Here is a 24044-nt window from a genome sequence, read left to right as displayed (position 1 = left end):
AATATAAACAAAATGCTTAAGATTAGTAACTTACATGCTTCGATAGAAGACAAAGAAATATTAAAAGGTATCAACCTTGAAATTAAAGCGGGTGAAGTTCACGCAATTATGGGACCTAATGGTGCTGGTAAGTCAACACTTTCTTCTATCATTGCTGGAAATGAAAACTATGAGGTTTCTCAAGGTGAAATTATTTTAGATGGTGAAGAAATTTCTGAAATAGCTCCTGAAGAAAGAGCTCATAAAGGCGTTTTCCTATCATTTCAATACCCTATTGAAATCCCAGGGGTTTCAGTAACCAACTTCATTAAAACAGCCATTAATGAAAAACGTAAAGCAAATGGTGAAGAAGAAATGCCTGCTAACGAAATGCTGAAAAAAATTCGTGAAAAATCAGAATTATTAGAAATGGATAGAAAATTCCTTTCTCGTTCCTTAAATGAAGGGTTCTCTGGTGGTGAAAAAAAACGTAATGAAATTTTTCAAATGGCTATGTTAGAACCTAAAATTGCCATTCTTGACGAAACAGATTCTGGTTTAGATATTGATGCTTTACGTATTGTGGCTAATGGCGTAAATAAATTAAAAAATGAAAACAATGCGGTTTTAGTAATTACACACTATCAACGTTTGTTAGATTATATCATTCCTGATTTTGTTCACGTACTAATGGATGGTAAAATCGTAAAATCAGGCACTAAAGAATTAGCCCTTGAATTAGAAGAAAAAGGATACGATTGGATTAAAAATGAGCTAGCATAAATTTTGTTTCAAGTTTCAGGTTTCAAATTATATGACTACAATAAGTAAGTTTGAAAAATTAGAAATCTGGCAAGAAGCACAATTATTAGCCGAAGAAATTCATTTGATCTCAAAAGAAACGGAACTAAAAACTAATTTCAGATTTAAAGAACAAATTAAATCTTCTTCTGGTTCGATGATGGATAACATAGCAGAAGGTTTTGAAACAGATGGAAATATAGAATTCGGACAATTCTTATCTATCGCAAAAGGTTCAGTTGGAAAGTGCCGTTCTCAAATATATAGACTTTATGACTATGAATATATTTCAGAAGATAAATTCGTAGAATTAAAAAATAAATATGAAAATCTAAGCGATAGAATTATTAAAAATTTTATTGCTTATTTAAATAAGAAAGATTTCAAAGGAACCAACTTCCAATAACTTGGAATTTGAAACTTGAAACTTGAAACAAAAGAAGTATGGATTTAAAAGAAAAATTACTTTCCTCTTTTATGGCGTTTGAAGAAAAGGTAGATGTAACCACTGAGTTACACGACCTTCGTACTTCCGCATTGAAAAATTTTGAAGCTAAAGGTTTTCCAACAAAAAAAGAGGAAGCTTGGAAATACACATCGCTGAATACAGTATTAAAAAACGATTTTAGCATTTTTCCTAAAAAAGAAAATGCAGTTGAAATTAAGGATGTAAAAAAATACTTTATCAACAATGTAGACACTTATAAAGTAGTGTTTATCGACGGTGTTTTTAGTACTTTCTTATCCTCAACCACACATGATGGATTAGATGTTTGCTTAATGTCCTCCGCATTAACAAAACCTAAATATAAAATGGTTATTGACACTTACTTTAATCAGATAGCAAGTAAGGAAGAAACATTAACTAGTTTAAACACCGCTTTTGCTTATGAAGGAGCCTATATAAACATCCCTAAAAGCAAAGTAGTTGAAAAACCTATTGAAATTATTTATTTCTCAACGGGCGTTGAAAATGCTCTAATGATACAACCCCGTAATCTAGTTATTGTAGGTGAAAATGCACACGTGCAAATTATCGAGCGTCATCAGAGTTTAAACAAAAACCCTGTATTTACTAATTCAGTAACAGAAGTTTTTGCTCAAAAACGTGCCATTGTGGATTACTATAAAATTCAAAATGATTTACAATCCGCTAATTTAATTGATAATACCTATATTGCTCAAAAACAAGAAAGCCGAGTTTCTGTACATACATTCTCTTTTGGAGGAAATATTACTCGTAACAATTTAAATTTCTATCACCAAGGAGAACGTATTGATTCTACCCTGAAAGGAATTACAATTATTGGAGACAAACAACACGTAGATCATTACACATCAGTTCAGCATGCACAACCAAATTGTGAAAGCCATCAAAACTACAAATGTATCTTAGATGATCATGCAACGGGTGTTTTTAATGGCAAAATTTACGTTGAAAAAGAAGCACAAAAAACAGATGCTTTCCAACAAAACAACAACGTTTTATTAAGTGAAAAAGCATCTATAAATGCAAAACCACAATTAGAAATCTTTGCTGATGACGTAAAATGTTCACACGGGTGCACCATTGGTCAGCTCGACGAAAGTGCCTTATTTTATATGCAACAACGTGGTATCCCTAAAAAAGAAGCCAAAGCATTGTTAATGTACGCTTTTACCAGCGAAGTAACTTCAAGCATAAAAATACCTGAATTAAAAGAAAAAATTGGTAAAATAATTGCCTCTAAATTAGGTGTAAATATGGGATTTGATCTATAAAACACTTGTTCATTTTTATAAAATCTAATGGAAAAGTATTGGCTCAATTCTTACAAAATACTGCTCTAAAATATAAAAACCCCGTTTTAGCTATTCTTGCCAAAACGGGGTTTAATTCTAAAACTATAATGTATTGATTTTGCTAATCAACACCATTTTACTTAGTATAAAAAACAATTAATATTAGTTCAACCCTATATCATCTTTTCAATGTATACCCTCTTGCCCTTCTTGTTTTTTTACATCATCCGTTTTTTCATCCCATTTATCGGAATTCTCTTTTAAATCAGCAAACCAATCTCCCAAAACAGGCAATAATATTTCCGATGTTTTCATACAAGGGTTAAAAAACAAGGAATTGTCTTGTGTTTCTTTGCTTATAATCATATCATTTACATTTACCTTCTGAAAAAGATTCAAAACAACACCAATTAATAAAACTGATTTTAATACGCCAAAAGCTCCTCCTGCCAACGTATTCGCCCAACCTAAAAAAGCAAAACTAGCAATACTCGAAAGCAATTTTGCAATCAAATGAATTCCTAATACAACAAATGCCAAAGTAATAACAAATGCTGAAACTTGAATCGTTTTAGATGACCACAAAACATTTTCTTGTAAAATACCACTTACGAGATACGAAAACTTAATGGCAATAAAAATTCCTACAAAAAAAGCTACTAACGAAGCTAGCTCTACAAACAAACCATTTTTAAATCCTTTATAAAATCCAAAAACCAATAAAGCCCCTATAATAATATCTATAAATCCCATTTTATTTTTTTTCAAATATAACAAAAAGAGAAAACAAGAAAGAAAAAAGAGGGCTATCCTTTATTAGTATTATATTTGCAGAAAGAAGAAAATCTTTTAATCTTTCTTCTTTCCTCTATATAAAAAATGAGTCGAGATATACAATTAAAAAAGCGTTGGGAACAAATTGTTGCGTTCCTATCCAATAAATTTGCCGATGGTGACGAACTTGATTTAGATGCTATTATTTATCTAATAGGCATACAAGAATTAGGTAAATTTAACCAAAACTTTAAAAAAGATGAAAAAATCAATTTAATGCACATAGCTATCTGTAGGCTATTAGAGCCCTATGGGTATTACGAATTTGACTATTTTGATCAAGAAGGTTGGCCTCATTACAAAATAAAAGAAGAACTACCTCCGTTAAAAGCAGGTGAACAATCTGTTTTAATGAAAGAAGCTATTGTGAATTATTTTGTGGAAAAAAAAATTATTGAGTAATCAACACACACGAATGAATAATTAGAAATATAAATTAAACTATTCACTAATCACTAAAAAAAATTAAATTTGCACCTTTCAAAGGAGAACCGATGATAGATAAGATTAAAGAATACATTGCCGAAGCCCAAGCTTTTGATACACAGGATAAGGAAAAGTTAGAAGCATTCCGAATTAAGTTTCTTGGAAGCAAAGGACTAGTAAAAGACATTTTTGCTGAATTTAAAAATGTGCCAAATGATCAAAAAAAAGAATTTGGTCAAATGATCAATACATTAAAAAATACAGCCGAAGAAAAAGTAAAATCAATTCAAGAAGCTTTAGAAAGTAAAGAAGAAGTCAAAGGATTATATGGTGATTTAACACGTCCTTCCGAACCTATTAAATTAGGCTCAAGACATCCTATATCATTAGTTAAAAACCAAATTATTGATATTTTTTCAAATGTAGGTTTTAACGTTTCTGAAGGCCCCGAAATTGAAGACGATTGGCACAATTTTACCGCTTTAAATTTACCGGAATATCATCCCGCACGCGATATGCAGGATACTTTCTTTATTCAAACCAATCCAGACATATTGCTACGCACTCATACATCATCCGTGCAAGTGCGCTATATGGAAAATAACAAACCTCCTATTCGTACCATTTCCCCAGGACGTGTTTTTCGTAACGAAGCCGTTTCTTCACGTTCACACTGTATTTTTCATCAAGTAGAAGGTTTATATATTGATAAAGAGGTTTCTTTTGCTGATTTAAAGCAAACTTTGCTTTATTTTACCAAAGAGATGTTTGGCAAATCTAAAATCCGTTTACGCCCTTCGTATTTTCCTTTTACAGAGCCAAGTGCTGAAGTAGATATTTACTGGGGATTAAAAAATGAAATAGATTACCGCATTACTAAAGGAACAGGATGGTTAGAAATCATGGGATGTGGAATGGTAGATCCTAACGTACTAAAAAATTGCGATATTAATCCTGAAGAATACAATGGATTTGCTTTTGGTATGGGTATTGAACGTATTGCTATGTTATTGTACCAAATTGGAGACATTCGTATGTTCTATGAAAATGATGTACGTTTCTTAGAACAATTTAAATCAAGTATATAATTACATAAAGTCAAATATTGAAAGTCAAAAGTCTGAAATAAAACAAGCTTTTGACTTTCTTCTTTTTAATATTAATACTAAAATGAAAAAAGACATTATAATCCCTAAAGTAGAAAATGTATTCTTAGCCGCTGTACAAGAATGGAATGATGATTTTATGGATAAAGTATGGAATGTTTACCTTATTAATGATTCTGATTTTGAATTAGAAAATATTATAGTCGTTTCTAAAGCTTACGGCAAAATAGACGGTGAAATGCGCAAAACATCTTTATTACGTCACGGATTTAAAACATTGCCAAGCGTTTCTGCTTTAAAAATAGAAATGATAGAAAGTAGTGTTCTAGCCCTTAATAATGAGTTTATGGTAACTTATTTCATAGGAAATACACTTTACGACAAAAAATTTACTTTTCGACAAAATACAATTAATGAACGTGCTACCGAAGAAGTTCCTATTTTATGGCAAAATGGAGTGGTAGTAAAGTAAATAAGACGATCTAAAAAGAAGATAATTCCTAATTTTATTTTGTTTAATCTTTTACTTTGGGAAAAAGACTAGGAGAAATCACATAATACCTTTTGTAATGTGACTTCTCCTATCATCAAAAAATAGATTAGATCTTATAAAATTCCTTTATACCGGTTCATTTATTATCTAAAAATCAATCTAATTTTTCTGTTAATTTTTTAAAGACTTTCTTTGCTTCTTTGTTTTCATACAAAACTTGATAAACTGCATCTAATATGGGAGTTTTAGCTTCATATTCTTGATTTAATGCCCAAGCACTTTTTGTAGCATAGTATCCTTCTGCAACCATACTCATTTCCATTTGAGCTGATTTTACAGTATATCCTTTACCAATCATATTACCAAACATACGATTCCTTGAAAAAACAGAATATCCTGTTACGAGCAAATCTCCCAAATAAGCTGAATTATTTATATTTCGTTTCATACGATGTACCTGTTTAATAAACCGCTTCATTTCTCGAATAGCATTGCTCATTAATACCGCTTGAAAATTATCGCCATATCCTAATCCATGAGCAATACCTGCCGCAATAGAATAAATGTTTTTTAAAACAGCCGCATACTCAGTACCTACAATATCATCTGATGTTTTAGTCTTGATATAATAACTAGAAAAATTGGTTGCTACAATCTTTGCTTTTTCCATATCACCACAAGCTATAGTTAAATAAGAAAGTCGCTCTAATGCTACTTCCTCTGCATGACAAGGACCTGTTATTACACCAATATTTTCGTAGGGTATATTGTATTTTGTATGAAAATGCTCTCCTACTATTAAACTACTTTCAGGAACAATTCCTTTAATCGCTGAAAAAATAACTTTCCCATCAAGACTCTCCGTCATTTTTTCGAGTTCAGCACTCAAAAAAGCAGAAGGTATTGCAAAAATTACATAATCAGCATCTTTTACAGCCTTATTAATATCGTTCGTTAGTTGTAATTTATTGATATCAAATGCTACAGAACTTAAGTAGTTTGGATTGTGTTTGTGTAATTTCAAATGCTCTAATGCGTAAATACTTCGCATGTACCAAGCAATTTGATCTACATTTTCACATAACATTTTTACGATTGCAGTAGCCCAACTACCACCACCGATAACAGCAAATTTGGGTTGTGTATTCATACTTTATTACCTCCCTATTCATTTTTAGTACGCCTAGGGCAAACGTTTTGTTATTTACCTATTAGAATGAGATAAAAAATTCTAATACGTAAACTTACTATTTTAAACAAGAAACCAAAGTTACAAAAAAAATGGCACGCATATTGGATAGTTCAGTTAGGAAACCTCAAAATCTTAATAGTATGAAAACAATAAAAATTTTTTTATTGATTATAATAATACCTTCCTTATTTCAGTCTTGTACTCATGAAACAATAATTGAAGACCATCATACTCCCAGTATTACAAACATAAGTTTACCAAAACTAATGGAAAGTTATGATTTATGGTATGTAGATTATAATGCTACAGAAGGTCCTGGTGACATTCCTTTCATAACACGTGCTTTTACTATTTCTTTTTTAAATGGGGCTTTATATGCTAACAATAACTTAACAGGTATTGGATCAACTGGCAACGGATTTGGAATAAGAATAGGAGCCTATAATTATTATCCTAATTCTATTCGTATTTTTCATGATGTATACGGAACATTTGAATTAGAAATAAGTCAATTAACAAATAATAAAATTAGGATACATGATCCTTTCCGAAAAGTAAGCTATTATTTAACGGGATACCAACGAAATAACTTTGGTTATAACAAATTATTTAATGATAACATTCATTACTTTTTACAAGAATATAAAGCTTGGGAAAAAGTGTACACTAGTAGAATAGGTGCTTTAAATAATTTTGATAAAGAAAATTTCATACAATTTCTAGCGGGCGGAACAAACAATCATTTTCGTTCTTCAAAAGACTTACGAGGGACAAATGTAAATAATATATACTGGGATTTTAATGGTTTATATGGTGTTTCAAACAATCTTAATCCTTATACTAAAAATTTAACATTAGATTATGATTTTTGGAACAATGAATCTTTTTCATTAAGCGTTATCAATGACCATCGAATTCGATTGTTTCATAACACAAGTGGTACAACGTATGAATTTGAAGGTAGAGGATTAGTACAATATCTTCGTTTGCCTGTTAGCAAAACAAAAACAGATGTAAAAAATAATTGGGTTAAAAGTTAAGTTACGTTTGTTTTTGGTGTTTAGTAAAAAAGCGCACATTGAATAAATCAAGTGCGCTTTTTGAAATTATATTCTGAACTAATTCAGAATATCAAAAACCATTTTAATAACTCATTTCTATAATGGCTCTTACTTTCTCAGGTGTAATGTTTTGTTTTTCTCCTAGTCCTTTCCATCCTCTTTCTTCAAAACGATTTACAATTACAGAAGCTGTTTCTGAATAATTTTCCGTGTTTTCAGACAAACGAGTAAGCATTCCCATCGTGTGAAAAAATTCAATTGTTTTTTCAATTGCTTTTTGAGCAATTTCATCATCAGATCCTGTTAAATTCCAAACTCTCTTTCCGTATTGAGTTAATTTTTCCTTTTTAGTATCAAACATTACTTTATACAAATTAGGTCCAATAATTGCTAAAGTTCTTGCGTGATCTATTTCGTACAAAGCCGTTAACTCGTGACCAATCATGTGAGTAGCCCAATCTGAAGGGACTCCTTTTTGAATCAAACCATTCAATGCCATAGTACAACACCACATAAAATTAGATGCTAACTTATAATCTGTTGGATTTTCAACTACAGAAGGACCTATTTCAACTAAAGTTTGTAAAATACTTTCCGCTATTCTATCTTGTAGCATACCGTCATGTGGATAAGTCAAATATTGTTCCATAACATGTGTAAAAGCATCTACTACACCATTTTGTAATTGGCGCTTAGGTAACGATTCTATTACAGTTGGATCACAAATGGAAAATACTGGAAATAAAGCACTACCTCCTAAAGTTAGTTTTTCTTGCGTTGCTTCAATAGTAATTACAGCACCCGAATTCATTTCAGATCCAGTAGCAGGCAAAGTTAAAACTGTTCCAAAAGGAATTATCTCATTAAGATCCTTGAACAATATTCGCTGACGAAGAATTTCTACCTCATCCCCCTGGTATTTAACAGCTCCTGATATAAATTTAGTCCCATCTATTACACTACCACCGCCAATAGCTAGGATAAAACCTATATTTTGTTCACGAATAACTTGAACCGCTTTCATCAAAGTCTCAAAACGAGGATTAGGCTCTATGCCTCCAAACTCAACTACCTCAAATTCCTTTAAAGCCGTTTTTACTTGATCGTAAATCCCATTTTTAAAAATACTTCCACCTCCATAAGTAAGTAAAATCTTAGTGTTTTGAGGCACTAATTCTGTCAATTTTTCTATTTGACCTTTCCCGAAAATATAATTTACAGGGTTGTATAACTCAAAGTTTGTCATGTTTTTTTATGTTTAAAAGCATAAAATTAGAAAACAATCTATCAGAAATATTATAAAATAAAGTTAAATCTTGACAAATCTTGACCCAAAAATTACAAACCTCTGCAAGACAAATAATTAAAAGCGCTAAACAAGATTAATCATTCATTTAAAAACAAAAAAAATCAATGCAAACAACAGAAAAAGATCAACTTATCCCTTTTTTATAGGCAATAAAAAACAGCTTTTTCTTTTACTAATTGCTCTTCATACTCTATAGATTTCAAAACTCAAAAACAGTAAAAATATAGAACGTTTTATTACTCCTATAAAACCATGAGCTTCTATCGTATACTATTTTAAAAAGAACTTCTTAAAAATAAAAACATATTTTCTACTTTTGCGTAAAAATAACGCAAGATATGAGTATCTCACAAAACATACGAATAGCCGTTGACGGAGTTGTTTTTGCTTATGCAAATTCATCCTTATATGTATTGCTAATCCAGCAAAAATTTGGAACTGATAGATTACACTGGGCATTACCTGGTGGATTAGTAAAAGAAAATGAGTCATTGATAGATGCTGTAAAACGAGAACTCAAAGAAGAAACCAATGTTACCGTAAATTACATCGAACAACTTTATACTTTTGGTGATGATATTTATCGTGATTCAAGAAACCGTGTCATTTCAGTTGCTTACTTTGCTCTAGTAAATCCCTCTAAACTAAAACTCATAGCTAATACTGATGCTGATGCTGTAGCATGGATTAAAATAAACGAAATACCTAAACTTGCTTTTGATCACAATAAAATTGTAAACAAAGCCCTTGAACGCTTACAAGCTAAATTAACCTACCAACCCATCGGATTTGATTTACTCCCCCAAGAATTTTTATTTTCGGACTTAGAACATTTATATACATCTATCATAGGAAAAGAAATTGATCGACGTAATTTCAGGAAAAAAATTCTCAGTCTAGGCTTTATTGAAGAAACAGATCACATACATCATCCCAAATCAGGTCGCCCAGCCAAATTTTTTAAATTTAATGTAGCTAAATACGAGGAACTTTCTAAAGACGGTATGGTTTTCGAAATTAAGTTTGCTTAAAACATCTATATTTAATATACATAAAGTATTGAATTATTTAAAAATTCAGAACAATTGTATTTAAAAAATTACCACAGATACACAGATTAAAATCACTTAGGAAGTGTATGCTGATATTTATTTCTACCAAGTAGAAAGCTATTGGATTAATTTAAGAAGACGAACTATTACAAAATCTGTGCATCTTTCACAAATAAAATTTTTCCATTGTAGCAGGTAATACAATTCTTAAAAAACATTTATATGTTTTAAAAAATGTCATCTGTTCACCTATAAGCATCTTAAAAATCGACTTTGCGTAAAAAAAACACAAAATATTTTGTCAATAAAAAAATACATCTTATATTTGCGTAACATTAACGCAAACTTATAAAAATATGTTCGTATTAAATTTAGATAAAAGCTTTACTCCCTTTAGAATACAAAACCAAATTGAATGTCAAACATTCACTTTTTCTGGAGGAGAACCCCATATAAAAATTCAACCGTTTGATACCACTCAAAAAGTGATTATTACACATCGTGCAAATAGTTTTAACGATTTTGGATTAATCATTTTAACGATTGATGCCCTAAAAAGAATGGATGTAAAAGAAATTGAACTTTTCATTCCCTATTTTCCAGCAGCCAGACAAGATCGTGTAATGATTCCTGGCGAACCACTTTCGGTAAAAGTATATGCTGATATTTTAAACAGTTTAAACCTTTCTAAAGTGTATGTTTTTGATGCGCATAGTGAAGTAACTCCTGCGGTACTTAACAATTGCCAAGTGATTACCAATTATAAATTTATAGAAAAGGTAATTGAAAACATAGGGCAAGAAGTAATTTTAATTTCACCTGATGGCGGTGCTTTAAAGAAAATTTACAAAGTCTCTGAATATTTAGGCGGTGTCGAAGTGGTTGAAGCCAGCAAAAGCCGAGATGTAAAAACAGGAAAATTAAAGGATTTTAAAGTTTACACCGATGATTTACAAGGAAAACCTTGTTTAATTGTAGATGATATATGCGACGGAGGCGGAACTTTTATAGGATTAGCCGAAGCATTACAAAAAAAGAAGGCTGGCAAATTATATTTGGCTGTTAGCCACGGAATTTTTAACAAAGGATTCGATCAATTACAAATTTTTGAAAAAATCTTTACAACCAATTCGGTTAAGGATTTTAATGAGGAAAAGTTAGTAGTAATTGATTTGAACAAAATCAATGAAATACATTATGACAAATAAAAAAAGAAAATATATAGCTAAAGAAACACTTACCATCCTAGAAAACGGATACTATATTCACGAGAATCAAAAAATAGAAGTTGCAAATCTTACAAAGCAGTCTATCATAGATACGTTTACGATCTCACCTGTAAAATGGGAGGATATTGAAAAACAAGATATCCTCCTCAATGAAAATCAAACCATCATAGAATTTAAAAATCTATCGACGATTCAAGCTCTACAAGAAGAAAAGTCAAAGGATAAAATTGCCATTTTGAATTTTGCTTCAGCTAAAAATCCTAGAGGCGGATTTTTAGGTGGTGCTTCAGCCCAAGAAGAAAGCCTTGCGCGTTCATCATCCTTATATGCTTCTTTAACAAAAGATTGGACAATGTACGAATACAATCGTAGCCAAACGAGTTTTTTGTATTCAGATTATATGATTTACAGTCCGAATACGGTTTTTTGGTTTGATGATGAAGGGGCGACTTTGGCACAGCCCATTCTTGCGGATGTGATTACGTCACCTGCACCCAATAAAGGCGCTATGTTACATAGGGAACGACCTAACGAAATTCAAGAAATTGAGGAAGTGTTCTCCCAACGTATTAAAAAGGTGCTGCATATAGCTAACCAACAAGGTGCGCAGACTTTGATTTTAGGAGCTTGGGGTTGTGGTGTTTTTAGAAATGACCCGAGTCTGGTTGCCCAATTGTTCAAAGAAGTAATTGAAAAGCATTATGCAAAAGCCTTCAAGAAAATTGTATGGGCTATTTATGACCGAAGTAAAGAAAAATTAGTACTAAAAGCTTTTCAAGAAGTTTTTGATAAAAATTAGAAAAATGAAATCCCCATAAACTAGTAGTTTGCGTAAGCAAACACAGATGATTAAAAAAGGGATAACATATGTTACCTATGACAAATAAATTTTAAACATATGAAATACACAATAGAAAATATAGATAAAAATGCGAAGTTCCTTTTCTTTTGGGGACATCAACCTTCAAATGACGGAAGTATAACCAAAACCTGTTTCAGTCAATGGTGGCAGAGTTCATTTACTGTTGACGGAATTGTCTTTCCAACTGCCGAACATTGGATGATGGCACAAAAAGCAAAATTGTTTAATGATGAAGAAATGTTTGATAAAATCATCAAGGCAAATTCTCCTCATCAGGCTAAAAAATTAGGTAGATTGGTGAAGGGTTTCGACAATGAAATTTGGAATGCGCACCGATTTGATATAGTAGTTCAAGGTAATTATCATAAATTCTCTCAAAATGAAGCCTTGAAAGAATTTTTACTAAATACCAATAACAGAATCTTAGTCGAAGCAAGTCCTGTGGATAAAATTTGGGGTATTGGTCTAACTGGTGATCATCCAAAGGCAAATAATCCTAAAACTTGGAACGGACTAAATTTATTGGGATTTGCATTGATGGAAGTGAGGGATATATTAATCGAGAAACAATGATTTTACAAGCAGCTATAGGAGACGCATACGGAGCTGGTTTTGAGTTCCAAAAGCAAGAATTTATTGATGAGTATAATGATGTAACGACCTATTATCCACACGGATTATATATAGAAATATACAAGAGATATACTGATGATACACAAATGGCGATTGCTATCACTGAACTAGTTTTGGAAGACCTTGATTGGACTGAAGAACGAGTGGCTCAAAAGTTTGTAGAGGTTTTTCATAGGGATAAGCGAAGAGGTTATTCAGATAGGGTTTATAATGCGCTTGACATAAGTAAGAATGGAAATGAATTTATGGCAAATCTTACTTTTCAAAGTAGTGGTAATGGTTCGGCGATGCGGGCGTATCCTATTGGATTTATAAAGGATATTCCAACGTTGTTGAAATGTTGCGAAATTCAGGCTAAAACGTCACATAATACCACAGAAGGAATCCAATGTGCGAAACGCATCGCTTTGGCAGTGCATTTTTACAGATATGGTTTAGATGTAAAGTATGATTTGATTGAATTTCTAAATTTGACTTTGAACGAAAATGAAACATATGAAATTATAGCTCCCATTGATATGCACGGCTATCCTACTACAAAAGCAGTGATTAAGTTGGTTTCAGAAGCGACTTCAATGCATCATTGTTTGCAAGAAGGAATAAGTTATGGAGGAGATACAGATACGGTTGCTGCTTTATGTATGGCAATTTTGAGTCAAAAAGTGAATTGTGAAAAATCACTTCCTTCATTTTTGTTTGACGAATTAGAAAATGGACCTTACGGAAGAGAGTTTTTAATGAATTTGGATTATAAATTAGAAGAGAAATTTAAAAAATGAAATCAAAAATACACAGCGCTCTTTTTGGAGTAGCCATTGGAGACGCCTTAGGTGTTCCAGTAGAATTTAAAGATAGAGACGATTTACAAAGAAATCCTGTTACAGGAATGCGAGAATATGGATCACACGGACAACCCGCTGGAACGTGGAGTGATGATAGTTCGTTGTTATTTTGTTTGGCAGATAGTTTATGCGATGGATATGATACCAACCAAATTGGGCAATATTTTGTGCATTGGAGAAATGGGCATATGTGGACGCCACACGGAAGGGTTTTTGATATAGGAATGGCAACTGGTTTTGCCATTCACAAAATTGAAAAAGGAACGCCTCCATTGCTAGCAGGTGGAACATCGGAAAGAGATAATGGTAATGGCTCCTTGATGCGTATTTTGCCTTTGGTTTTTTTAATCAAAGATATGCCTATCGAAAAGCGTTTTGAAATAACAAAAGATGTTTCATCCTTAACCCATCGACATATCCGCTCCGTTTTGGCGTGTTTTATCTATTTGGAATATGCAAGATTACTCATTGAAGGGAAATCAAAAGAAGAAGCTTTAGTTGAAATGCAAGAGACTGTTAAAGATTTTCTAAATAACAATGCCATTGCTTCTCAAAAAGAGATAGAACTGTATCATTGTGTTTTAGATATAAAATTCGGACCATATCATAAGCCAAAATTAAATGAACTAGAAGAATCTGAAATAGCTTCCTCTGGATATGTACTTCATAGTTTAGAAGCGAGTTTTTGGTGTGTGCTAACATCAAGTTCGTATGCAGAAACCGTTTTGAAAGCAGTAAATCTTGGGGGTGACACCGATACCACAGCCGCAATTGCAGGAGGATTAGCGGGATTGATTTATGGTTATGAAGCTATTCCGAAGGACTGGCTTGAAGTACTCGCCAGAAAAAATGATATAGAAAAATTATGTAATCGTATGGCTGAAAAATACAGCATCGATTAAAAGATACAACTGCAAAAACATTGCGTACTTGACGTTTAGCTTTGTACCCTTGCAGTTAAATAGTTAAATAAAATTATGGAAACAACTTTTTACAACCCACAAATATTTGTTATAAAGGATTTTTTAACACCAGCCGAATGTCAGTCGCTAATTGCTACCAGCGAAGTCATTGGGTACGAAGAAGCCAAAGTACAAACAGGTTTACACACGCAAACGATGTTAAAAGGAGTGCGTAATAATGACCGTATTTTGTTTGAAAACCCAACAATGGCTGAGGAATTGTATCAAAGAGCGTTGCCACATTTGACTTGCAAAATAGGTAATTATAATATGATTGGTTTTAACGAAATGTTTCGTTTTTATCGATACGAAGTTGGACAACGATTCAAAATGCACCGTGATGGTAGTTATGAACGTAATGAAAATGAACGAAGCTTCTTCACCTTCTTAATATACCTAAATGATGATTTTGAAGGAGGAGCAACCGAGTTTGAAGATATTGTTGCCGTCCAACCCAAAACAGGTGATGCGCTAGTATTTTATCATCCGTACCGTCACGAAGGAAAAATACTCGAATCAGGAAAAAAATATGTGTTGCGCACTGATATAATGTTTAGAAAGGAAATATAATTAAAACAAAACGGTGTTGCTTAGTTAAGCAGTTCGTTTGTCACTCCGACGTAAGGAGGAGTCACATAATCTAATTAAAAGTAAGTAAATGATTCATTAAGTCAGCTATTCAAGAAAAGTTTATAAAATTTAAAAAACTTTGCGTTTACCTATGTGTTAAGTGCTAATTGAAAAATAAAAATGATTACAAAAGAGAAAATAAAAGTATTCGACAGTTATAACGGAGACATTGACGGACCCGCAAGAGTTGGGAGCGACTATGAGAAAAAACTGTTTGGGAATAATGAATGGTCTCTAATCGACAATTTTTACCAAGACATCGAATTAATAAATAAGAGACTTGCGGCTCAAACATATATCGAACAGACATTTGTAAAACTCAAAGAGAATTGCGATAATGAAAGTTTTGAAATATTTACGGGTAAAATTGAATGCTATAAAGACTTTCAGAAAGTAGCTGAAATCTTAAAACAAATTAAAACATTCGTTTCTGAGGAAACAGATAGTATTTGGGCAGGCTTTGAGAATCCCGACAAATTTTTAGAAGAGATAAATCAAGATATTGAAAAAATTGTAAACTGTGACTATCAAACATTAGAAAAAGTAAATATTGAATTTGCACCAACTTGCACTTATCAAGAGCTTTCAATGACAAATGGTTGGAGTGATAAGTATCTTGAGCTATCGACCGAATTTGACAAAATATATGGACAGATAACCGAAAGAAAAACAGTACATATTAGTTGCTTGCCAAATGCGAGGCGTTCGTGGTGGCAGAAACTTTTTGGCTCTGAATAAACATCAATCGTAGTTTGACAGATGGTGCTTCAAAAGCCCCGCTTTCAGTAAGTTACACCCGTTCCGATAACTATCAGAATTGCGGTTAAAAAAAGAAAAGAAAAATGAAAAAGATAGTAGTATTTACAGGATCAGGAATAAGTGCAGAAAGTGGCATCCCAACATTTAGAGATGCTAACGGACTATGGAATAATTACAATCACGAAGAAATATCTTCACCAGCTGGGTGGAAAAAGAATAAAGAATTAGTATTGGAATTTTTCAACGAAAGAAGAAGAAAACTTCAAGAAGTAGTTCCAAACCAAGCACACGAATTGGTTAGTGCTTTAGAAGCGCATTTCGATGTACAAATCATCACTCAAAATATTGATGATTTACACGAAAGAGCAGGTTCCACAAAAGTGTTGCATATACACGGCGAACTAAACAAAATGTGTTCGTCTTTGAATAAAGAATTAGTATATGATTGCCCAGCCGATATTAAGCTAGGCGACAAAGCTCCAGATGGATCGCAGCTACGACCATTTGTGGTTTGGTTTGGCGAAGACGTTCCTTTGTTCCCACAAGCAGTAGCATTAACACGTGAAGCGGATATATTTATCGTGATTGGAACGTCATTAAAAGTATATCCAGCTGCCAACTTGTTAAGCTACATAAAAAGCACTGCACAACTCATTATTATCAATCCCGAAAGAGAAGGCGGAAATTTTGGAGGCAGAGCTTTATACATTCAAGAAAAATCTTCTACAGCAATGCAAAAGGTATTTGATGTGCTGGTGAGTCAGTATCAATAAAAACAAATAAACGTGACAGGTTTTAAAAACCTGTCACGTTTGAATAATAGTAAAAATGAAAACAATTCAAATATACAGACCCGTAGGTTTAAAAGAATGAGAAACCATCATAAAAGACCATCTGTACAACGATAAACGAAAAATGTAAATGAGTTAATCCACCAAAATTTAAAACTTTAATAGATTAAAAATAAAATTAGAATGACAAAGCGCGATATTGATGATTTAGTTTATATATTGAATGAAATAAAATCTGATCCAAGTAAACCAAAGCCGATAGTTTTTATAGGAGCAGGAGCATCTGCCTCAGCAGGAATACCACTTACTGGTAAGATTGTTGAAGATATATTGGAAAAATATAAAGAAAAGCCTTCAATTAAACGAATAGATAAAAGTAAAGAATTAAACTATTACGAATTGATGAGTGCTTTGTCTGCTGATGAACGTAGAGAACTTTTTTCTAGTTATATAAATAATGATAACGTTAAATTAAATGTAACGCACATATTTCTTGCACAATTATTATTAGAGGGGTATGTAGATTATGTATTTACACCAAATTTTGATGATTTGTTATTGAAAGCTTCAATGTTGTTTAACAAAATTCCACCCGTATATGATATAACACACGGTAATGAATTTACTACAACAAATTTTCAAAAACAATCTATAACCTATTTACACGGACAACATTTTGGTCAATGGTTATTAAACTCAAAAGGAGAACTTGACAAAACTAAAAATATTGTTCCTTCATTATTCCGTATGGTTTGTAATCAACGAACGTGGATAATTATTGGTTACAGTGGTGAGGATGAGTTGTTAGACGAGATAGCAAAATTTGAAAGTTTTGATAATGAATTGTATTGGGTTGGTTATAAGCAAAATGAACCGAATGAGAAGGTTAAAAATCAATTGCTAAATGCACCTAATAAAAATGCATACTTGATTTCTGGTTACGATTCAGATACTTTTTTTCTGGATTTACATTCTAAATTAAAATTGAAAACACCTGAGATTATTAATAGGCCTTTTTCATACTTATCGAGTGTTATTGAAAAAATTAAAGATGTAGAGGAATATGAAATCACAGACCAAGAATATATTCCAAGTTTTGATTTTTTTAAAAATAGATTAGATCGAAATAAAGAAATTACGAATAATGCAATTGAAAAATATGAGAAAACTGAAAAATTTGAATTAGAGGGGAAAATCTATGATGCCATTTTAAATAATAAGTTTGATGAAGCTTTACATTTTACAGAATTAGTAGAAAGAAGTTATGAAAATTTAAAGCCTTTATTGTCAAATTTATATTATAGGTGGGGAACTTTTGAAGGAACAAAATTTAAAGAAACAAAAGATAACATACAGCTTCAGATAAGCATCGATAAATTTAAAATTGCTACAGACTTAAATGATAATAATTATGAAATTTATTTTAACTGGGGTTTCAGTTTATATAGTCTAGCTAAAGGCTTAAAAGATCAAAAAGTATATCAAGAAAGTATAAAAATCTATGAAAAAGCTAATGTGAAATATTATGAAAAATATTCAATAAATAATCATAAAATTTTAAATAATCTAGCTGTATCTATTTTTGACTTAGCAATATTAAAAAATGATAATAAGCTTTTGAATGAAAGTATTGAAAAATTAGAAGAAGCTTTAAAAGTTAAACCTGACTTTATCTTGGCACATAGAAATTTGGCAGATTTTTATCAAAAAATAGGGGAAGAACAAGATGATGATAATTATTTAACTAAAAGTGTTTCAGCATATGAAAAGGTTATCCAACTTGCTTCACAAAAAAGGAAAGATGATGAAGAATATATAAACGATATAGATTATGTTAATTGGGGTTATGCATTATATAAATTGGCTAAAAACAATGAAAGTTCACTAGAAGATGTGATTGAGAAGTGTGAGCAGGCATTAAAATTTAATTCTATTAATTCGTCAGCTTATCAATTGTTAGGATTGACATTTTCAAAGATAGCGAAAATTAAAGGAGATATTGAGATCTATAAATTAAGCCTTCAAAAGTTTGAAGAAGCATTAAAAATAGATAATAGAAGATTTGAAGTTTTAAATAGTTATTCAGCTACACTAATAGAAATTTTCAATTTCACCAAAGAAGATAAATACTTGAAGGAAGCTAAAAAAAATGCTCAAGAAGCTTATAGTCTAAATAATAAAAATTCATATAATCTTGCTTGTTGCTATGCGTTAGAGAACAATAAAAAAGAAGCATTGAAATACCTTGAAGAAGTGTTAAAAAATAAATCAGTTTCTATTAAGCACATTTTAAATGATGATGATTGGGGAAATTATAAAGATGATACTGAATTTATTCAATTAATTGCAAAATACAATTAAGCAAAATGAAACTCACCATACACGGCTATTCCACTGCATTATTTGCCACTTGGTACGCCATAGAAGAACTCGGAATTATTTTTGATGCAGGCGACGGACTCGTTTCGGGCTTGATGGGTAAGTGCGGAAAGTTCAAACATCTATTTATTACCCATCCAGACAGGGATCATCTTACTGGCTTATTAGCATTCAATCAAATGTACGGGTATAATAAACCAACGATTTATTATCCAAAAGATTGTAAATCCTTCCCGTTTTTGGAAACGTTTACAGCAAATTTTGATCCGCAATCAAAAGGCACACACTGGGTAGGAATTGAAGCAAAGGAATGTATCGCCATAAAAGAAAAATTAGTAGTCGAAGCCATAAAAAACGAACATATTTATACACCCAATGCTGAAAATAAAAGTTTGAGTTACAAAGTTTGGGAAACCAAAAAGAAACTGAAGCAGGAATTTTTAAATTGTTCGGCTAATGAATTAAAAGAATTACGAATACAAAAAGGAGAAGCGGTACTATTCGAGGAACAAAAATCACTACTTCTATCCTATTCAGGCGACACCCCTGTAACGGATTACCAACGGTATCACGGTTCAAAGGTTTTAATTCACGAAGCCACTTTTTTAACCAAAGAAGAGCAAGCCACTAAAAATGACAAAAACCAACATAGCTCACTGGAAGAAGTAATGCAAATGATTGCAGAAATTGAAGTCGGAGAAGTTATTTTAGGACATTTTTCATCACGCTACGCCAACGAACAAATTATCGAAGCCATCAAAAAATGGAGTACACATTACAACATCAAAGTGCCTATTTATTTGATGCCTATTGGAAAAATGAAAAAGGATATTTTGAATGGGAATACCGTAAATTAAAAACCTAAAAAATTGAATTATAAAAATTAAATACTACAGAGATACACAGAGAAGTAACTCAGAGAATCACAGAATTTGGAAAACTTTGTGTGACTTTATGAAAAACTTTGCGTAACTCTGTGTAACAAGAAAAAAAATGAAACTCACACTTCTTAAAGCCGACATCACAAAAATACAAGCCGATGCCATTGTCAATGCTGCTAATACCTCTTTATTAGGAGGTGGTGGAGTCGATGGCGCCATTCACAGAGCAGGAGGTTCAAAAATCTTAGAAGAATGCATCCAAATAAGAAACAGACAAGGAGGTTGTGAGGTTGGTCAAGCCGTAATAACCACCGCGGGAAATTTACCTGCTCAGTATGTAATTCATACCGTAGGTCCTGTATGGAACGGAGACAAAGAAGAAAAGAAAGCACTTTTGGCGGATTGTTATAAAAATGCTTTAGACTTGGCAGAGGCACACCAATGCAAAACCATCGCATTTCCCAACATCAGTACAGGAATTTATCGTTTTCCAAAGAAAGAAGCGGCTAGTATAGCATTGGAAACCATACATTCTTATCCTTTTAAAAATATAGAAGAAGTGCTTTTCGTCTGTTTTGATGATGAAAATTATGAATGGTATAAAGAAATGATGTAAAAATTAAATTCCACAGAGATGCAAAGAGAAATAACTCAGAGATTCACAGAATTTTTAAAAAAACTTCGTGTGACTTCGTGAAAAAACTTAGTGCAACTCTGTGTAACAAAAAAAATATGAACTTACAATTAAAAAAATATATAGAACAATTACAGGAATGGCCACAAAGCGGACACCATATTATGGCGCAATATGACGAGGAAAAAATAATTGTTTATCAATCGTACCGACCGGAAATTGGAAATTTTGCAGTTAAGAATCAATTTTTTGGTGGCGCTTTTAGCCTCGACCGAATGACGTGGATTAAACCCAATTTCCTTTGGATGATGTATCGCAACGGTTGGGGAACAAAAGAAGGACAAGAAGTCGTTTTAGCCATTCATTTAAAACTAGAAGCTTTCGAAAAATATTTGGAAAATGCTGTCTATTCTTCCTTTAATCAAGTAGAAGGTATGTCTATGGAACAATGGCAGGAAGCAGTAAAAACATCCAATGTTCGTTTGCAATGGGATCCAGATCACGACCCTTACGGAAATAAACTAGAAAGAAGAGCCATACAAATTGGATTACGAAACGAATTTAGTCGGTCATTTGCTAAGACGGATATACTTCAAATCGAAGATATCAGCTCATTTGTAGCTGAACAATACGAATTCGTAAAAAAGAATGAATTAGAACAACTTTTTATTCCAGAAGAAAAGCCACTTCGGTTTAAAAATGAAGAATTGAACAAAAAATTAAAATTACAATGAACGAAAAAGATATAAAAAATATAAGCAAATTCCTGAGTCTAATTCTCAGACATTCACCAGAGACCATAAATCTAAAATTAGATGAAAACGGATGGGCAGATGTAGAAGAACTTATTACAAAATCAAATAAAAATCGGAAAGCATTGGATTTCGAAACACTTCAATATGTTGTTGAAACCAATGACAAAAAACGATTTTCCTTCAATGAAGATTTAACCAAAATCAGAGCCAATCAAGGACATTCCATTTCAGTCGATTTAGAACTACAACCACAAACCCCACCCGATGAATTATATCACGGGACAGTAGCGAAGTTTATCGAAACAATTTTGAAAGACGGAATACAAAAAATGAGTCGGCAACACGTACATTTAAGCAAAGACAAAGAAACCGCAATCAAAGTAGGTAACCGACGAGGAGCTGCGATCATTTTAAAAATCAATACCCACCAAATGGTAAAAGATGGTTATTTGTTTTATTGTTCCGAAAATAGCGTTTGGCTAACCGATGAAGTACCTCCAAAATATATTCAGCGATGAGAACACTAGTTTTTGGCGACATACACGGAGGACTTCGCGCCTTGGAACAATTGATAGAAAAGGTAGGCATCACTCCGACTGATAAATTAATTTTTCTTGGTGATTATGTCGATGGTTGGAGTGAATCTGACCAAACGGTAGAATATCTTATCCAATTAAGTAAAAAATACCATTGCGTTTTTATACAAGGAAATCACGATTTGTGGTGCGGACGTTGGTTGAATTTGGGAGTATCAAACCCCGTTTGGGAAGAACACGGTGGGAAAGCAACCATTCAGAGTTATATCCAGTCAGGTTTACTAGCTTCAGCCGAGCACAAGACTTTTTATCAGAATTTCCAAGAATACCATATCGACGAGGATAACCGACTTTACATTCACGCTGGTTTTACTTCTATACACGGAGTAGAAAAAGAAGAAAACCGATTGGATTTTTGCTTTGATAGAACCCTGTGGGAAATGGCTTTGACAATGGACAAACGAATTAAAAAAGATTCCAAATTATTTCCAAAACGATTATTACATTACCACGAAATCTTTATTGGACATACACCTACTCTAAATTATGATGTTGAAGTTCCTATGCAAGGTTGCAATGTTTGGAATATCGACACTGGAGCAGGTTTTTCAGGAAAACTAACCTGTATGGATGTCGCAACTAAAGAGTTTTGGCAAAGTGATATGGTATGGGAATTATATCCAAATGAAAAAGGGAGGAATTAAATGAAAACAATATATAGATCACCAGAAGAAATCTCGGAGCGAGATAAAAACAGACCATCTATATTCTTAGCAGGATCCATAGAAATGGACAAAGCAATAGATTGGCAAACTTACTGTGAAGAAAAACTTTCAGATCAATATACTATTTTTAATCCTCGAAGAAAATCTTGGGATTCTAGTTGGGAGCAAAAAATTGAAAATCCCGATTTTAAAGCACAAGTCCTTTGGGAACTAAACGCCTTAGAAGAATCAGATATCATAATAATGTATTTTGCAGAAGACACAAAATCGCCCATTTCCTTATTAGAATTCGGACTATATGCAAAGTCTAAAAAAATGAAAGTAGTTGTAGATAAAGCATTTTGGAGAAAAGGAAATATAGATATTGTGTGTGAAAAATACGGAATAGAACAATTTGATAATTTAGATATTTTAATAAATTCGTTAATCAAAAGAAATCAAATTAAAGAGAATCAAGAAGTATTATAAAAAATGATTCACAGTATTTTTTACATACTTTGATTTATTATAAATTTAAAAACCAGCCCCAGCGGGGCAATATATAAGTAAGAAAGAGAAAAAGTAACAACAACCAGCCCCAGCGGGGCGATACATCACTATGGCGGACTCCTACACACAAATATACATTCAGATAGTAATCGTAGTAAAGCGAAGAGAAAACCTAATACAAAAAACTTGGAAAGACGAGTTATACAAATATATAACAGGAATTATCACAGAAAAAGGGCAAAAACTAATCCGAATCAATGGAGTAGAAGACCATATACATATATTAATCAGTTTAAAACCCAGTATGGCATTATCCGATTTAGTTAGAGATATAAAAGCCAACAGTTCAAAATGGATAAACGAAAAAGGATTTTGTAAAAGTAAATTTGAATGGCAAAACGGATTTGGAGGATTTTCCTATTCAAAATCAGCAATAGAAAATGTGATAAACTATATAGATAACCAAGAAGCACACCATAAGAAGAAAAAATTTAGAGAAGAATATATCGGATTTTTAAAGAAATTTGACATTGAGTTTAAAGAAGAATATCTTTTTGATTTCTTTGACTGAAAAGATGTCGCCCCGCTGGGGCTTTAAAATCAGTAGAGAGTATTCGAGTTAGGGAGATTTCGCTCCTCTGGAGCTAGAAAAACGCAGAATTAATAGAGAATTGAGAATTTTATTAAGTAAATCCATTCACAATTTATAAATATATTATCAATGGAAAAAAGTAATGCCACAGGGATGACATATCCCTAAATAATGTCTAGCAATACAACCCAGCTGGATGGATACATTTTAACACTAACATAACCAGCCCCAGCGGGACGACATATCCAACGAGTAACAAAATATCTAACACAAAAAAGCCCCAGCGGGGAGATATATCCATAACGAGCAA

At 32.3% G+C, this 24044-nt stretch carries 27 protein-coding genes; 24 read left to right on the top strand and 3 right to left on the bottom strand.

The window, feature by feature from the left end:
- Positions 1 to 12: 12 nt before the first annotated feature.
- Genes sufC through sufD form a run of 3 tightly spaced genes read left to right on the top strand, consistent with a single transcriptional unit; the run spans position 13 to position 2541 of the window.
- On the top strand, positions 13 to 762 hold the full coding sequence (sufC, locus tag B0A78_RS07155) for a Fe-S cluster assembly ATPase SufC (protein WP_097609519.1): 750 nt from the start codon (positions 13 to 15) through the stop codon (positions 760 to 762).
- A gap of 31 nt (positions 763 to 793) precedes the next feature.
- Positions 794 to 1186: a four helix bundle protein gene (locus B0A78_RS07150; protein WP_097609518.1), complete on the top strand. Its 393-nt coding sequence runs from the start codon at positions 794 to 796 to the stop codon at positions 1184 to 1186.
- A 38-nt stretch (positions 1187 to 1224) separates the two neighbouring features.
- On the top strand, positions 1225 to 2541 hold the full coding sequence (gene sufD / locus B0A78_RS07145) for a Fe-S cluster assembly protein SufD (protein ID WP_097609517.1): 1317 nt from the start codon (positions 1225 to 1227) through the stop codon (positions 2539 to 2541).
- Positions 2542 to 2748: 207 nt separating this feature from the next.
- Here the strand turns inward: sufD and B0A78_RS07140 are convergent, their stop codons facing one another.
- On the bottom strand, positions 2749 to 3315 hold the full coding sequence (locus B0A78_RS07140) for a CvpA family protein (RefSeq protein WP_097609516.1): 567 nt from the start codon (positions 3313 to 3315) through the stop codon (positions 2749 to 2751).
- 126 nt (positions 3316 to 3441) lie between these two features.
- On the opposite strand from B0A78_RS07140, the gene B0A78_RS07135 reads away from it, so the two are divergent.
- The 3 genes from B0A78_RS07135 (at position 3442) to B0A78_RS07125 (ending at position 5400) form a co-directional block, all read left to right on the top strand.
- Complete coding sequence (locus B0A78_RS07135) at positions 3442 to 3798, top strand: hypothetical protein (protein ID WP_014166652.1); 357 nt, start codon at positions 3442 to 3444, stop codon at positions 3796 to 3798.
- Between the two features lie 92 nt (positions 3799 to 3890).
- Positions 3891 to 4910 (top strand): phenylalanine--tRNA ligase subunit alpha, encoded by a 1020-nt coding sequence (gene pheS, locus B0A78_RS07130; RefSeq protein WP_097609515.1) that lies wholly within the window; start codon positions 3891 to 3893, stop codon positions 4908 to 4910.
- Positions 4911 to 4992: 82 nt separating this feature from the next.
- Positions 4993 to 5400, top strand: a complete 408-nt coding sequence (locus B0A78_RS07125; protein ID WP_065213826.1) for a hypothetical protein — start codon at positions 4993 to 4995, stop codon at positions 5398 to 5400.
- 175 nt (positions 5401 to 5575) lie between these two features.
- Here the strand turns inward: B0A78_RS07125 and B0A78_RS07120 are convergent, their stop codons facing one another.
- Entirely contained in the window at positions 5576 to 6571 is a 996-nt protein-coding gene (locus B0A78_RS07120; protein ID WP_014166649.1) for an NAD(P)H-dependent glycerol-3-phosphate dehydrogenase, read from the bottom strand.
- Between the two features lie 182 nt (positions 6572 to 6753).
- Here B0A78_RS07120 and B0A78_RS07115 point away from each other — a divergent pair, with 182 nt between their 5' ends.
- A complete protein-coding gene (locus tag B0A78_RS07115) occupies positions 6754 to 7653 on the top strand; it encodes a nicotinic acid mononucleotide adenyltransferase (RefSeq protein ID WP_097609524.1) in 900 nt (299 codons plus the stop codon).
- A gap of 103 nt (positions 7654 to 7756) precedes the next feature.
- On the opposite strand, the gene B0A78_RS07110 is transcribed toward B0A78_RS07115, so the two are convergent.
- Complete coding sequence (locus B0A78_RS07110) at positions 7757 to 8920, bottom strand: iron-containing alcohol dehydrogenase (protein ID WP_014166647.1); 1164 nt, start codon at positions 8918 to 8920, stop codon at positions 7757 to 7759.
- Between the two features lie 401 nt (positions 8921 to 9321).
- On the opposite strand from B0A78_RS07110, the gene B0A78_RS07105 reads away from it, so the two are divergent.
- The 17 genes from B0A78_RS07105 (at position 9322) to tnpA (ending at position 23713) form a co-directional block, all read left to right on the top strand.
- Positions 9322 to 10014, top strand: coding sequence for an NUDIX hydrolase (locus B0A78_RS07105; RefSeq protein ID WP_014166646.1), 693 nt, complete (start codon positions 9322 to 9324; stop codon positions 10012 to 10014).
- A gap of 377 nt (positions 10015 to 10391) precedes the next feature.
- Positions 10392 to 11243, top strand: coding sequence for a ribose-phosphate diphosphokinase (gene prs, locus B0A78_RS07100; protein ID WP_097609514.1), 852 nt, complete (start codon positions 10392 to 10394; stop codon positions 11241 to 11243).
- Positions 11221 to 12063, top strand: coding sequence for a TIGR02452 family protein (locus B0A78_RS07095; RefSeq protein WP_081279028.1), 843 nt, complete (start codon positions 11221 to 11223; stop codon positions 12061 to 12063). Before prs ends, B0A78_RS07095 begins: the two co-directional genes overlap by 23 nt.
- 99 nt (positions 12064 to 12162) lie before the next feature.
- On the top strand, positions 12163 to 12699 hold the full coding sequence (locus tag B0A78_RS07090) for an NADAR family protein (RefSeq protein ID WP_065213830.1): 537 nt from the start codon (positions 12163 to 12165) through the stop codon (positions 12697 to 12699).
- On the top strand, positions 12696 to 13538 hold the full coding sequence (locus B0A78_RS07085; RefSeq protein WP_097609513.1) for an ADP-ribosylglycohydrolase family protein: 843 nt from the start codon (positions 12696 to 12698) through the stop codon (positions 13536 to 13538). The genes B0A78_RS07090 and B0A78_RS07085 overlap by 4 nt, the downstream gene beginning before the upstream one ends.
- Positions 13535 to 14503: an ADP-ribosylglycohydrolase family protein gene (locus B0A78_RS07080; protein ID WP_065213832.1), complete on the top strand. Its 969-nt coding sequence runs from the start codon at positions 13535 to 13537 to the stop codon at positions 14501 to 14503. The genes B0A78_RS07085 and B0A78_RS07080 overlap by 4 nt, the downstream gene beginning before the upstream one ends.
- A gap of 75 nt (positions 14504 to 14578) precedes the next feature.
- Positions 14579 to 15133, top strand: a complete 555-nt coding sequence (locus B0A78_RS07075; protein ID WP_097609512.1) for a 2OG-Fe(II) oxygenase — start codon at positions 14579 to 14581, stop codon at positions 15131 to 15133.
- A gap of 180 nt (positions 15134 to 15313) precedes the next feature.
- The gene (locus tag B0A78_RS07070) at positions 15314 to 15931 is read left to right on the top strand and encodes a hypothetical protein (RefSeq protein WP_097609511.1); all 618 of its coding nucleotides are present in this window, start codon (positions 15314 to 15316) and stop codon (positions 15929 to 15931) included.
- 104 nt (positions 15932 to 16035) lie between these two features.
- On the top strand, positions 16036 to 16725 hold the full coding sequence (locus tag B0A78_RS07065; RefSeq protein ID WP_097609510.1) for a Sir2 family NAD-dependent protein deacetylase: 690 nt from the start codon (positions 16036 to 16038) through the stop codon (positions 16723 to 16725).
- Between the two features lie 201 nt (positions 16726 to 16926).
- A complete protein-coding gene (locus B0A78_RS07060; protein ID WP_097609509.1) occupies positions 16927 to 19104 on the top strand; it encodes a TPR end-of-group domain-containing protein in 2178 nt (725 codons plus the stop codon).
- 5 nt (positions 19105 to 19109) lie between these two features.
- Positions 19110 to 19979, top strand: coding sequence for an MBL fold metallo-hydrolase (locus B0A78_RS07055; protein ID WP_097609508.1), 870 nt, complete (start codon positions 19110 to 19112; stop codon positions 19977 to 19979).
- 136 nt (positions 19980 to 20115) lie between these two features.
- Positions 20116 to 20619 carry an O-acetyl-ADP-ribose deacetylase gene (locus tag B0A78_RS07050; RefSeq protein WP_097609507.1) on the top strand — a complete coding sequence of 168 codons (504 nt, stop codon included), beginning with the start codon at positions 20116 to 20118 and terminating at the stop codon, positions 20617 to 20619.
- Positions 20620 to 20735: 116 nt separating this feature from the next.
- A complete protein-coding gene (locus tag B0A78_RS07045) occupies positions 20736 to 21371 on the top strand; it encodes a DUF4291 domain-containing protein (protein WP_097609523.1) in 636 nt (211 codons plus the stop codon).
- Positions 21368 to 21910 (top strand): RNA 2'-phosphotransferase, encoded by a 543-nt coding sequence (locus tag B0A78_RS07040; protein WP_097609506.1) that lies wholly within the window; start codon positions 21368 to 21370, stop codon positions 21908 to 21910. Before B0A78_RS07045 ends, B0A78_RS07040 begins: the two co-directional genes overlap by 4 nt.
- The gene (locus tag B0A78_RS07035) at positions 21907 to 22632 is read left to right on the top strand and encodes a metallophosphoesterase family protein (RefSeq protein WP_097609505.1); all 726 of its coding nucleotides are present in this window, start codon (positions 21907 to 21909) and stop codon (positions 22630 to 22632) included. The genes B0A78_RS07040 and B0A78_RS07035 overlap by 4 nt, the downstream gene beginning before the upstream one ends.
- Complete coding sequence (locus B0A78_RS07030) at positions 22633 to 23121, top strand: nucleoside 2-deoxyribosyltransferase domain-containing protein (protein WP_097609504.1); 489 nt, start codon at positions 22633 to 22635, stop codon at positions 23119 to 23121. It begins immediately after the preceding gene.
- Positions 23122 to 23251: 130 nt separating this feature from the next.
- Positions 23252 to 23713 carry an IS200/IS605 family transposase gene (gene tnpA, locus B0A78_RS07025; RefSeq protein WP_065213840.1) on the top strand — a complete coding sequence of 154 codons (462 nt, stop codon included), beginning with the start codon at positions 23252 to 23254 and terminating at the stop codon, positions 23711 to 23713.
- Positions 23714 to 24044 lie beyond the last annotated feature (331 nt).

Origin of the sequence: Flavobacterium columnare NBRC 100251 = ATCC 23463, assembly GCF_002530675.1 — a bacterium.
GTDB lineage: Bacteria > Bacteroidota > Bacteroidia > Flavobacteriales > Flavobacteriaceae > Flavobacterium > Flavobacterium columnare.
The sequence above is the reverse complement of the archived record's forward strand: the minus strand, read 5'-3'. Positions and strand labels throughout refer to the sequence as shown.

What these genes read in the sequence shown, in the direction of transcription:
- sufD (WP_097609517.1), top strand. Translation starts at nt 1,225, where the DNA reads ATGGATTTAAAAGAAAAATTACTTTCCTCTTTTATGGCGTTTGAAGAA.
- prs (WP_097609514.1), top strand. Translation starts at nt 10,392, where the DNA reads ATGTTCGTATTAAATTTAGATAAAAGCTTTACTCCCTTTAGAATACAA.
- B0A78_RS07085 (WP_097609513.1), top strand. Translation starts at nt 12,696, where the DNA reads ATGATTTTACAAGCAGCTATAGGAGACGCATACGGAGCTGGTTTTGAG.
- tnpA (WP_065213840.1), top strand. Translation starts at nt 23,252, where the DNA reads ATGGCGGACTCCTACACACAAATATACATTCAGATAGTAATCGTAGTA.
- B0A78_RS07135 (WP_014166652.1), top strand. Translation starts at nt 3,442, where the DNA reads ATGAGTCGAGATATACAATTAAAAAAGCGTTGGGAACAAATTGTTGCG.
- B0A78_RS07090 (WP_065213830.1), top strand. Translation starts at nt 12,163, where the DNA reads ATGAAATACACAATAGAAAATATAGATAAAAATGCGAAGTTCCTTTTC.
- B0A78_RS07045 (WP_097609523.1), top strand. Translation starts at nt 20,736, where the DNA reads ATGAACTTACAATTAAAAAAATATATAGAACAATTACAGGAATGGCCA.
- B0A78_RS07065 (WP_097609510.1), top strand. Translation starts at nt 16,036, where the DNA reads ATGAAAAAGATAGTAGTATTTACAGGATCAGGAATAAGTGCAGAAAGT.
- B0A78_RS07060 (WP_097609509.1), top strand. Translation starts at nt 16,927, where the DNA reads ATGACAAAGCGCGATATTGATGATTTAGTTTATATATTGAATGAAATA.
- B0A78_RS07110 (WP_014166647.1), bottom strand. Translation starts at nt 8,920, where the DNA reads ATGACAAACTTTGAGTTATACAACCCTGTAAATTATATTTTCGGGAAA.
- B0A78_RS07035 (WP_097609505.1), top strand. Translation starts at nt 21,907, where the DNA reads ATGAGAACACTAGTTTTTGGCGACATACACGGAGGACTTCGCGCCTTG.
- B0A78_RS07150 (WP_097609518.1), top strand. Translation starts at nt 794, where the DNA reads ATGACTACAATAAGTAAGTTTGAAAAATTAGAAATCTGGCAAGAAGCA.
- B0A78_RS07080 (WP_065213832.1), top strand. Translation starts at nt 13,535, where the DNA reads ATGAAATCAAAAATACACAGCGCTCTTTTTGGAGTAGCCATTGGAGAC.
- B0A78_RS07125 (WP_065213826.1), top strand. Translation starts at nt 4,993, where the DNA reads ATGAAAAAAGACATTATAATCCCTAAAGTAGAAAATGTATTCTTAGCC.
- B0A78_RS07070 (WP_097609511.1), top strand. Translation starts at nt 15,314, where the DNA reads ATGATTACAAAAGAGAAAATAAAAGTATTCGACAGTTATAACGGAGAC.
- B0A78_RS07115 (WP_097609524.1), top strand. Translation starts at nt 6,754, where the DNA reads ATGAAAACAATAAAAATTTTTTTATTGATTATAATAATACCTTCCTTA.
- B0A78_RS07075 (WP_097609512.1), top strand. Translation starts at nt 14,579, where the DNA reads ATGGAAACAACTTTTTACAACCCACAAATATTTGTTATAAAGGATTTT.
- B0A78_RS07030 (WP_097609504.1), top strand. Translation starts at nt 22,633, where the DNA reads ATGAAAACAATATATAGATCACCAGAAGAAATCTCGGAGCGAGATAAA.
- B0A78_RS07095 (WP_081279028.1), top strand. Translation starts at nt 11,221, where the DNA reads ATGAAATACATTATGACAAATAAAAAAAGAAAATATATAGCTAAAGAA.
- B0A78_RS07055 (WP_097609508.1), top strand. Translation starts at nt 19,110, where the DNA reads ATGAAACTCACCATACACGGCTATTCCACTGCATTATTTGCCACTTGG.
- B0A78_RS07120 (WP_014166649.1), bottom strand. Translation starts at nt 6,571, where the DNA reads ATGAATACACAACCCAAATTTGCTGTTATCGGTGGTGGTAGTTGGGCT.
- pheS (WP_097609515.1), top strand. Translation starts at nt 3,891, where the DNA reads ATGATAGATAAGATTAAAGAATACATTGCCGAAGCCCAAGCTTTTGAT.
- B0A78_RS07140 (WP_097609516.1), bottom strand. Translation starts at nt 3,315, where the DNA reads ATGGGATTTATAGATATTATTATAGGGGCTTTATTGGTTTTTGGATTT.
- B0A78_RS07105 (WP_014166646.1), top strand. Translation starts at nt 9,322, where the DNA reads ATGAGTATCTCACAAAACATACGAATAGCCGTTGACGGAGTTGTTTTT.
- B0A78_RS07050 (WP_097609507.1), top strand. Translation starts at nt 20,116, where the DNA reads ATGAAACTCACACTTCTTAAAGCCGACATCACAAAAATACAAGCCGAT.
- B0A78_RS07040 (WP_097609506.1), top strand. Translation starts at nt 21,368, where the DNA reads ATGAACGAAAAAGATATAAAAAATATAAGCAAATTCCTGAGTCTAATT.
- sufC (WP_097609519.1), top strand. Translation starts at nt 13, where the DNA reads ATGCTTAAGATTAGTAACTTACATGCTTCGATAGAAGACAAAGAAATA.